At 68.9% G+C, this 3,737-nt stretch carries 4 protein-coding genes and 1 pseudogene; all 5 read right to left on the bottom strand.

What is annotated here, in order from left to right; all coding sequences use genetic code 11:
• A pseudogene (locus VGD93_RS00705) lies at positions 1-552 on the bottom strand (hypothetical protein); the annotation flags it as partial.
• On the bottom strand, positions 549-944 hold the full coding sequence (locus VGD93_RS00700) for a hypothetical protein (RefSeq protein WP_395008188.1): 396 nt from the start codon (positions 942-944) through the stop codon (positions 549-551). The gene VGD93_RS00700 and the pseudogene VGD93_RS00705, both read right to left, overlap by 4 nt.
• Before the next feature lie 206 nt (positions 945-1,150).
• A complete protein-coding gene (locus VGD93_RS00695) occupies positions 1,151-1,576 on the bottom strand; it encodes a F0F1 ATP synthase subunit epsilon (RefSeq protein WP_395008187.1) in 426 nt (141 codons plus the stop codon).
• 12 nt (positions 1,577-1,588) lie between these two features.
• A complete protein-coding gene (atpD, locus tag VGD93_RS00690) occupies positions 1,589-3,133 on the bottom strand; it encodes a F0F1 ATP synthase subunit beta (RefSeq protein WP_395008185.1) in 1,545 nt (514 codons plus the stop codon).
• A 17-nt stretch (positions 3,134-3,150) separates the two neighbouring features.
• On the bottom strand, positions 3,151-3,737 hold a 587-nt coding region (gene atpG / locus VGD93_RS00685), incomplete at its 5' end, for an ATP synthase F1 subunit gamma (RefSeq protein ID WP_395008184.1).

Below are 3,737 nucleotides of genomic sequence, written 5' to 3'. Positions count from 1 at the left end.
TTCCGCCGCCAGCGCCCGCACGTTCTGCGATTCGCTGGCGAGCGAGGCGGTGAGGCGCTGCGTCGTCGCCGTCAGCCACACCAGTGCCCCGGCCTCGGCGAGGAGGATCGCCGCGTGCGTCGCCACCCGCTCGAGCGTGCTGCCGCCATAGAATACCAGGCTCTCCATGGCCAGCCCCAGCCCCAGATGGTGCACCGCCACCAGCGCCGTGCCCAGCAGCAGCGCCCGCACGTCGTAGAGCAGGGCGCTCAGCGCCAGCGCGGCGAAGAACAGCATGTGCATGTCGATCTGCAGGGGCTGCCCGCGCATCGCGACCAGCATGGCCATGACTTCGCCCATCAGCACCGAGACGGCGGCGTAGCGGAAGGCACTGCCGTTGCGGGCGGTGGCGTAGAGGGCGCCGAGCGCCAGCGCGCAACCGACGGCCGTGGCGGCGCCGGGACCCGGCGCGCCCTGCACGAGCCACTCGGTACCCACGACCAGGGTCGCCAGTGCCAGGCTGGCGGCGGACAGCACGCGGGCGGCAGACTGGCGCAGAGTTTCGATGCTCATGGAACTGATCCTTGCTGGGGCGCGCACAGTCCGTGCGCCGCGAGGGTGAACAGGCCGCCGAATGCCCTGATGCGCTCGGCGAAATCCGTACGGTCGGTATAGGCCACCGCGATATTGGCGAGCCGCGTCGGGGCGACGAAGCGGCCGCCGGCGGCGAGAATGGCGGCATAGGCGGCGACTTCGTCCGTACCCGGGGCGAAGACCACTGCCATTTCCCCGGTGGCGGGCGGCGCGTAGAGCGCCGTAGCGCCGGCCACGAACACGGCGGCGGCGATGGCGAGCGCCGGCAGCATGGCCCATGTGTCGGCGCCGGCCGGTGGGCGCGCGGGCAGCAGCCCGCGCCCGCTACGGCCGGTCGCCAATGTCTTGCCCGTGACATGTGTGTCGTGCACGCCGACGCCCCCTGCGGCCAGCGGCCGGGGCCGCGCCATGCCCGGTGTTGCGACGGGCTGGCGGCGCGCGCGACGGCCTGCCAGACGGTGCGCGATGCGTGGTTAATCCTTGGTGAAGGCGGCGGGCTGCACGCAAGAAAAAGGGGCGCCGCCGGGGCGCCCCTTGCAATCTGTCGCGACACGCCGGCCCCGAACGGGGCCACGCCTCAGTGGATGTGCGTCTGGCCGAGGTGCTGCGCCTCGATGAGCAGGTTCCTGAGCCCGTAGATGAGTTCCTCGAGGAAGGTGCGCGCCTCGGGCGTCGAGGCCGCAGCGAGATCCTTCTCGGCCTGCAGCAGCGACGCCTCGATCTCGGCGCGGTCGAACTCGCTGGTCGGCACCGCCTGTTCGGCGAGGATCGTGACCCCGGCCGGCGAGACGTCGACGAAGCCGCCACGCACATAGTACTGCGCGCTCTTGCCGCCGGCATCGACCGTGGTGATGAAGCCCGGCCTGAGCGTGCTCATCATCGGTGCGTGCTCGCCCAATACGGCGAAATAGCCATCGGTCCCCGGGATGGTGACCGAGGCCACGTGCTCGGAAACCAGCAGCCGCTCGGGCGAGACGATGTCGAGTTTGGTGCCTTCGGCCATTCCGCGTGCCCCTTATGCCGCCTCGGCGGCGAGCTTCTGCGCCTTCTTGACGGCGTCCTCGATGGTGCCGACCATGTAGAAGGCCGCCTCGGGCAGGTGGTCGTACTCGCCGGCGACCAGCCCGGCGAAGCCCTTGATCGTATCCTCGATGGCCACGAACACGCCGGAGGTGCCGGTGAAGGCCTCGGCGACGTGGAACGGCTGGCTCATGAAGCGCTCGATCTTGCGGGCACGGGCCACGGTGAGCTTGTCCTCTTCGGACAGTTCATCCATGCCGAGGATGGCGATGATGTCCTGCAAGGCCTTGTAGCGCTGCAGGATCTCCTGCACCTTGCGGGCGGTGTTGTAGTGCTCCTCGCCCACGATCGAGGCGTCGAGCATGCGCGACGTGGAGTCGAGCGGGTCGACCGCCGGATAGATGCCCTTTTCCGAGATGGCGCGGTTGAGCACGGTGGTCGCGTCGAGGTGGGCGAACGACGTCGCCGGCGCCGGGTCGGTCAGGTCGTCGGCCGGCACGTAAATGGCCTGCACCGAGGTGATCGAGCCCTTCTGCGTGGTGGTGATGCGTTCCTGCAGGGCGCCCATGTCGGTGGCCAGCGTCGGCTGGTAGCCCACCGCCGAGGGGATGCGGCCGAGCAGCGCCGACACTTCCGAGCCCGCCTGGGTGAAGCGGAAGATGTTGTCGACGAAGAACAGCACGTCCTGGCCTTGGTCGCGGAAATGCTCGGCGACGGTCAGCCCGGAGAGCGCGACGCGCGCACGGGCTCCCGGCGGCTCGTTCATCTGGCCGAACACCAGCGCGCACTTCGAGCCCGCGGTGGACCCGTTGTTCTCGCGCGGGTCCTTGTTCACGCCCGATTCGATCATTTCGTGATAGAGGTCGTTGCCCTCGCGGGTGCGCTCGCCGACGCCGGCGAACACCGAGTAGCCGCCATGCGCCTTGGCGACGTTGTTGATCAGTTCCTGGATCAGCACCGTCTTGCCCACGCCGGCGCCGCCGAACAGGCCGATCTTGCCGCCGCGCGCATAGGGGGCGAGCAGGTCCACGACCTTGATGCCGGTGACGAGGATCTGCGCCTCGCTCGACTGTTCGACGAAGCTGGGGGCGTCCTGGTGGATGACGCGGCGGCTGGCGGTCTTGACCGGGCCGGCCTCGTCCACCGGCTCGCCGATGACGTTCATGATGCGGCCCAGCGTCTCGTCGCCGACCGGCACCGAGATCGGCTCGCCCGTATCGGTCACCGGCGCGCCGCGCACCAGGCCCTCGGTCGTATCCATGGCGATGGTGCGCACCGCGTTCTCGCCCAGGTGCTGCGCCACCTCGAGCACCAGGCGGTTGCCCTGGTTGTCGGTCTCGAGCGCGTTGAGAATGGCCGGCAGGTGGCCATCGAAGGTGACGTCGACCACCGCGCCGATGACCTGGCTGACGCGGCCGGTCGGCTTGCCGGAGGCGGCCGGCCTGCTCGTCGTCGACGCCTTGGCGGCCGCGGGGGCCTTCTTGGCGGCGGGAGCCTTGGCCGCCGCCGGGGCTTTTGCTGCTGTCGCTGCTCGGGCCATCTTCTACCTCGTTCCTGCTAGAGCGCTTCCGCGCCCGAAATGATTTCGATGAGTTCTTTGGTGATCTGGGCCTGGCGCTGGCGGTTGTAATCGAGCGTCAGGTGCTTGATCATGTCGCCGGCATTGCGCGTCGCGTTGTCCATGGCGCTCATCTGTGCGCCGAAGAACGAGGCGTTGTTCTCGAGCAGCGCCCGGAAGATCTGCACCGAGATGTTGCGCGGCAGCAGATCGGCGAGGATGGCCTCCTCGCTCGGCTCGTACTCGTAGCTCAGCGTCGCCTCCGGCGCGCCTTCGGCCGGAGATTCGAACTTCGCCGGGATCAACTGCTGCGCCGTCGGGATCTGGCTGATCACCGAGCGGAAGCGGGCATAGAACAGCGTCGCCACGTCGAACTCGCCCGCCTGGTACATGGCGAGGATCTTCTCGCCCACCGTCGCGGCGTTGGCATAGCCGATATTGCGCACCTCGCGGAACGAGATGGCCTCGACGATCTTGTCGGCGAAGACGCGCTTGAGGATGTCGTTGCCCTTGCGCCCCACCGTCAGAATCTTGACGGTCTTGCCTTCGCTCAGCAGCGTCTGCGCCGTTTCGCGCGCCAGCCGTG

The organism is Devosia sp., assembly GCF_036406155.1.
In the GTDB taxonomy this organism is placed as follows: Bacteria; Pseudomonadota; Alphaproteobacteria; order Rhizobiales; family Devosiaceae; genus Devosia_A.
The sequence above is the reverse complement of the archived record's forward strand: the minus strand, read 5'-3'. Positions and strand labels throughout refer to the sequence as shown.

Bases quoted from the DNA above. Each gene is read 5' to 3' on its own strand.
- atpD (WP_395008185.1), bottom strand. From the start codon at position 3,133: ATGGCCCGAGCAGCGACAGCAGCAAAAGCCCCGGCGGCGGCCAAGGCT.
- VGD93_RS00695 (WP_395008187.1), bottom strand. From the start codon at position 1,576: ATGGCCGAAGGCACCAAACTCGACATCGTCTCGCCCGAGCGGCTGCTG.